The organism is Kitasatospora sp. NPDC091257, from assembly GCF_044757675.1.
Classification (GTDB): Bacteria; Actinomycetota; Actinomycetes; order Streptomycetales; family Streptomycetaceae; genus Kitasatospora; species Kitasatospora lactacystinica.
Genome location: NZ_JBIVVI010000588.1, coordinates 1 through 5,594, shown reverse-complemented (window position 1 = coordinate 5,594; position 5,594 = coordinate 1). Strand labels below are relative to the sequence as shown.

Annotated in this window: 3 protein-coding genes and 1 pseudogene; 3 read left to right on the top strand and 1 reads right to left on the bottom strand. The window is 73.9% G+C overall.

Annotation, left to right across the window (positions count from 1 at the left end; all coding sequences use genetic code 11):
* A partial coding sequence (locus tag ACIQOV_RS24985) for an MMPL family transporter (RefSeq protein WP_401051978.1) occupies positions 1 to 2,172 on the bottom strand: 2,172 nt, incomplete at its 3' end.
* 379 nt (positions 2,173 to 2,551) lie between these two features.
* On the opposite strand from ACIQOV_RS24985, the gene ACIQOV_RS24980 reads away from it, so the two are divergent.
* The 3 genes and pseudogenes from ACIQOV_RS24980 to ACIQOV_RS24970 form a co-directional block, all read left to right on the top strand.
* Positions 2,552 to 3,676 carry a DegT/DnrJ/EryC1/StrS family aminotransferase gene (locus tag ACIQOV_RS24980; protein ID WP_401051975.1) on the top strand — a complete coding sequence of 375 codons (1,125 nt, stop codon included), beginning with the start codon at positions 2,552 to 2,554 and terminating at the stop codon, positions 3,674 to 3,676.
* Positions 3,677 to 3,698: 22 nt separating this feature from the next.
* Positions 3,699 to 4,643 (top strand): NAD-dependent epimerase/dehydratase family protein, encoded by a 945-nt coding sequence (locus tag ACIQOV_RS24975; RefSeq protein ID WP_401051973.1) that lies wholly within the window; start codon positions 3,699 to 3,701, stop codon positions 4,641 to 4,643.
* A gap of 12 nt (positions 4,644 to 4,655) precedes the next feature.
* Positions 4,656 to 5,123: pseudogene (locus ACIQOV_RS24970) on the top strand (hypothetical protein); the annotation flags it as partial.
* Between the last annotated feature and the right edge of the window lie 471 nt (positions 5,124 to 5,594).

The following is a 5,594-nucleotide window of genomic DNA, read 5'->3' as shown; positions in this document are numbered from 1 at the left end:
GGCGGGGGTCTCCAGCTTGCTGCCCTCGACGTCCACGTCCGGTATCAGGCGGTCGAGCCAGCGCGGCAGCCACCAGGCGCGGCGGCCAAGCAGGGCGAGGACGGCCGGGACGACGGTCATCCGGACGATGAAGGCGTCGAAGGCGACGGCCGCGGCGAGGCCCAGACCCATCATCTTGATCATCGGCTCGCTCATCCCGATGAAGCCGGCGAAGACGGCGATCATGATGAACGCGGCGGCGGTGACCACCCGGGCGTTGTGCCGGAAGCCGGTGACGATCGCCTCGCCGGGCTCCTCACCGTGGACGTAGCCCTCGCGGATGCGGGTGACCAGGAACACCTCGTAGTCCATGGCGAGGCCGAAGACCACACCGATCATGAAGATCGGCATCATGCTCATCACCGGGCCGGTCTGCTCCACGCCGATCAGCTCGGCCAGCCAGCCCCACTGGAAGACCGCGACCACGGCGCCGAGCGCGGCGACCACCGACAGCAGGAAGCCGAGGGCCGCCTTCAGCGGCACGAGGATCGAGCGGAAGACCACCATCAGCAGGACGACGGCGAGGCCGACGACCACGGCGAGGTAGGGCAGCAGCGCGTCGGACATCTTCTGCGAGACGTCGATGTTCATCGCCGTGGTGCCGCTGACCAGGACCGTCGCCCCGGTGGCCGTCTTCAGGCCGGCCGCGTCGTGGCGGATGGCGTGCACGATGTCCTTGGTCTCGGCCTCGCTCGGACCGGTCGCCGGGACGGCGTTGAGCAGGGCCGTGTCGCCCGCCTGGTTGAACATCGGCGGCGTCACCGCGACGACCCCCGGCAGCCCGGAGACCTTCTTGGCGACCTCGTTCGCGGCGGCCTTCGGGTCGGCGACGCCCTTGACGTCCACCATGACCGTCAGCGGGCCGTTGAAGCCGGGGCCGAAGCCCTCGGAGAGCAGGTCGTACGCGCGTCGCTGGGTGGTGGAGGTGGGCTTCGACTCGTCACCCGGCAGGCCGAGCCGCAGGTCGAGCGCGGGGGCGGCGAGCACGCCGAGGCCGATCACACCGCCGAGCAGCACCGCGAGCGGGCGGCGCAGGATGAAGCGGGCCCAGCGGGCTCCGCCGTTCTCCTTCGCGGCCGGGGCCGCCCCGCCGCGGGCCTTGCGGGCCTTGCGGGCCTTGCGCGGCAGCACCTTGCGGCCGAGGAAGCCGAGCAGGGCGGGCACCAGGGTGAGGGCGACCAGCACGGCGATGACGACCGTCCCGGCGGCGGCCATGCCCATCTTGGCCAGGATCGGGATGCCGACCACGGAGAGGCCGGCGAGCGCGATCACCACGGTGAGGCCCGCGAAGACCACCGCGGACCCGGCGGTGCCGACCGCCCGGCCCGCCGCCTCCTGGGGCGCGCGGCCCTCGGCGAGCTCGGCGCGGTAGCGGGAGACGATGAACACCGCGTAGTCGATGCCGACCGCGAGGCCGAGCATCATGGCGAGGGTGCCGGTGGTGGTGGAGAGCCCGAGCGTGCTGCCGAGCGCGGTGATCAGCGCCATGCCGAGGCCCACGCCGACGACCGCGGTGAGCAGCGGCAGGCCGGCCGCGACCAGCGAGCCGAAGGTGATCACCAGCACGACGGCGGACAGCGCCATGCCGATCGCCTCGCTGCTGCCCCCGGCGTCGGCCTTGGCCATCAGCGCGGTGCCGCCGATCTCGACCTTGAGCCCGGCGTCCCGGCCGTGCTGGGCGGCCCGCTCCAGGGTGTCGGTGGCGGTCTTGGACACCTCGCCGGCCTTGGCGGAGTAGCTCACCGTCGCGTAGGCGGTGGTGCCGTCCGAGGAGACGGCGCCCGGCATCTTGAACGGGCTCACCGCGCCGGTGACCTGCTCGGAGCCGGCGAGCTCGCCGACCGTCCGCTCGACCGCCTGCTGGTTGGGCGCGGCGGTGATCTTCTGGCCGGAGGGGGCCACGAACACCAGGCGCGCCGAGGCCCCGTCGGCGTGGCCGCCGGGGAAGCGCTCGTTCATCAGGTCGAACGCCTTCTGCGCTTCCGTGCCGGGCATCGCGAAGCCGTCGTCGGGTGCGGCGGGCGCCTTGGCCGCCAGGACTCCGACGGCTGCCAGCACGGCGACCCAGAGGAAGGTCACCAGCCGGCGCCGGACGAAGGTCCATCGGCCCAGGCGGTAGAGGAACGTGGCCACGGGAGAGCGGACTCCTTCGGATGCGGTTCTCGGGAACAGGAGGCGCCGCGGCCGACCGGACGTCCTGGCGGACGCGGTCCCCCGCAGCATGACCCATCCTTGATCGCCGACCCCTGCTCCGTCGTCGTCCCTGTGCAGGCCGTTTGCGTACTGCGGACGCAGTAGTGCCATCCCCCGCACGGAGGAGCGCACGCCCTGCGCCGGAAGCAGCCCCCGGACCTGCGACGGCCGCAGATCCGGTCACCCGTGCGGTCGGCGACGGCGGGCCGGGGGCCGGTGGGCGAAGTAGCGTGATGTGCCTGACCCGTCCGCCGACGTGCGGTTCGGGAGGATTCGACCCGATCGGTGCTGCTCCGGCAGCCCGCCGCCGGAGGTGCCCATGGGCGTTCCAGCCGCCCGCATCGTGTTCGACGAGAGCGACCGCGCGGCCGTCGCCGAAGCGGTGACCGAGATGCTCACCACCGGCGCGCTGACCCTCGGTCCGTGGACCGAGCGCTTCGAGCAGGCCTTCGCCGCCGAGCACGGCGCCTCGCACGCCGTCGCGGTGAGCAGCGGCACGGCGGCGCTGGAGGTGATCCTGCGCAGCGTCGACGTCCGGGGCCGCGACGTGGTCGTCCCCGCCGTCACGTTCTACGCGACCGCCGGGGCTGTGGTGCACGCGGGCGGGCGGCCGGTCTTCGCCGACGTCGATCCGGCCACCCTCGCGCTCTCCCCCGAGACCCTGGAGGCGGCGCTCACCCCGGACACCGCCGCCGTCGTCCTGGTGCACATCGGCGGGCTGGTCGGCCCGCGGGTCGACGCCCTGCGGGCGCTGTGCGACCGGCGCGGCGTCCCGCTGGTCGAGGACGCCGCCCACGCCCACGGCAGCAGCTTCAACGGCCGCGCCGCCGGCACCTTCGGCCTGGCCGGGGCCTTCTCCTTCTACCCGACCAAGGTCACCACCAGCGGCGAGGGCGGGATGATCCTCACCGAGTCGCCCGAGCTGCGCGACGGGGCCCGGATCTACCGCGACCAGGGCAAGGGCTCCTTCACCACCAACCACCACGTGAAGCCCGGCTACTCCTGGCGGATGAGCGAGCCGCACGCCGCGATCGGCGCGGTGCACCTGCGCCGGCTGAAGGAGTTCATCGAGACCCGCCGGGCCGTCGCCCGCCGCTACGACACCGCGCTCGCCGGGCTGGACGGGCTCGACCCGGTGCCCGAACCGCCCGGCTGCCGCGGCAACTACTACAAGTACGTGGCGCTGCTGCCGGCCGGGGTCGACCGCGCCGAGTTCAAGCGGGCGGTGGCCGAGGAGCACGCGGTGCGGCTGTCCGGCGAGGTCTACGACCTGCCGCTGCACCGCCAGCCGGTGTTCGCCCCGTACCGGCGCGGGCCGCTGCCGGTGGCCGAGGACGTCTGCGCCCGGCAGGTCTGCCTGCCGGTGCACTCCGACATGACCGAGGACGAGACGGAGCAGGTGGTCGACGCCGTCTCCGCGGTGTACCGGCGCCTGGCCGGGTAGCCGGAGCGAAGGGAGCAAGATCGTGCGGATAGCCGTCACCGGGGGCTGCGGGTTCATCGGCTCACACGTCGTGGACCACCTGATCGCGGCCGGCCACGACGTCCTCGCGGTGGACACCACCGACAAGTACCTCAACCCGGACGCCGAGCACGCGCGGCTCGACGTCCTCGACCTCAAGGCCCTCACCGCGGCGCTGGCCGGCAGCGAGGTGGTCTACCACCTGGCCGCCATGGCCGACGTCGAGCAGGTCAGCGCCGACCCGGTCCGCGCGGTACGGACCAACATCGACGGCACCGAGGCCGTCCTGGAGGCCGCCCGGCGCAGCGGCCTGAGCCGCACGGTCCTGGCGAGCACCGTCTGGGTCTACGGCGCCGCCCTCACCGACGAGCAACTCGACAGCAGCGAGCAGGAGTTGGACGAGCACGTACCGATCGAGCTGGAGCACAGCGGCCATCTGTACGTGGCCACCAAGCTCGCCGCCGAGATGCTGGTGCACAGCTACCGCGAGCTCTACGGGCAGCACTTCACCATCCTTCGCTACGGCATCCCGTACGGCCCCCGGATGCGGGACGAGCTGGTCGTCGCCCGGTTCGTCCAGGCCGCGCTGGCCGGCCGGCCGATCACCATCGCCGGGGACGGCCGGCAGAGCCGCAACTTCGTCTACGTCGAGGACCTCGCCGACGCCCACGTCCGGGCCCTGTCCCCCGCCGCCGAGGACCAGACCTTCGCGCTGGAGGGCTCGACGGCCGTCTCGGTGCGGGACATCGCCGACACGGTGGACGGCCTGCTGGGACCCGTCACCATCGAGCACATCGACGGGCGGAAGGCCGACTACGCGGGGCGGCGGATCTCCTCGGCGCAGGCCAAGCGGCTGCTGGGCTGGTCGCCGAGCACCAACTTCACCGACGGCGTGCGGCGGTACGCGGACTGGTACCGGGCCACCGTCGGCACCGCCGCCGGCGCCTGACGGGGCCGCCCGATGCCGCACGCCCTGCTGGTCTCCGGCTCGCTCGGACAGGGCCACGACGTGATGGCCCAGGCCTGCGCCGACACCCTGCGGGAACGCGGCTGGACCACCCGCACCGTCGACGCCATGGCCCTGCTCGGGCAGCGCTCGGGCGCGGCCGGGGAGGCGGTGTTCCGCCGGCTGCTCGACCTGCCCGGGGTGTACGACGCCTTCCACTTCTCGGCGCTGCGGCCCGGCGCCCGGATCGCCCTGCTCGCCGACGCGGCGGCCCGCGGCCGACTGGTCCCGGCACTGCGGGAGCTGATCGAGGCGCAGCGGCCGCAACTGGTGGTCTCGGTGTTCGCCACCGCGACCTCGGCGGTCAACCGGCTGCTGCGGCAGGCACCGGAGCGGGAGTTCCGGCACTTCGTGTTCTGCACCGACGTGACACCGCACCGGCTCTGGGTGCAGGAGGGGACGGACCTGTTCCTGGTCACCTCCGAGGTCGCCGCGTGCGCGGTCCGGCGGTACCGGCCGGAGGCCGACATCGCCGTCGTGCCGGCGCCGTTGCGCCAGCCGTTCTACCGGCCGCCGCGACGGGCCGCGGCGCGGGCGGAGCTGGGCGTGCCGGCGGGCGCCGCGTGCGTCCTGCTGATGTCCGGCTCCTGGGGGCTCGGTCCGCTCGCCCGCACCGCCGCCTCGCTGGCCGCCGCCGGGCCGCACGTCCTCGCGGTGGCCGGGCGCAACCGGGAACTGGAGCGCCGGCTGCGGGCCGCCGCGCGCCGGGAGCCCCGGCTGCACCCCTTCGGCCACACCGACCGCGTCCCCGCGCTGATGGCCGCCGCCGACCTGGTGGTCACCAGCTCGGGCGACACCTCACAGGTCCACCTCGGCCTCGATCGCGCAGCCGCGGCCCAGCTTCAGCATCCCGGTGACCGGCGGCAGCGAGTGCAGGTCCACCTCGGGCGCCAC

What these genes read in the sequence shown, in the direction of transcription:
- ACIQOV_RS24980 (WP_401051975.1), top strand. Translation starts at nt 2,552, where the DNA reads ATGGGCGTTCCAGCCGCCCGCATCGTGTTCGACGAGAGCGACCGCGCG.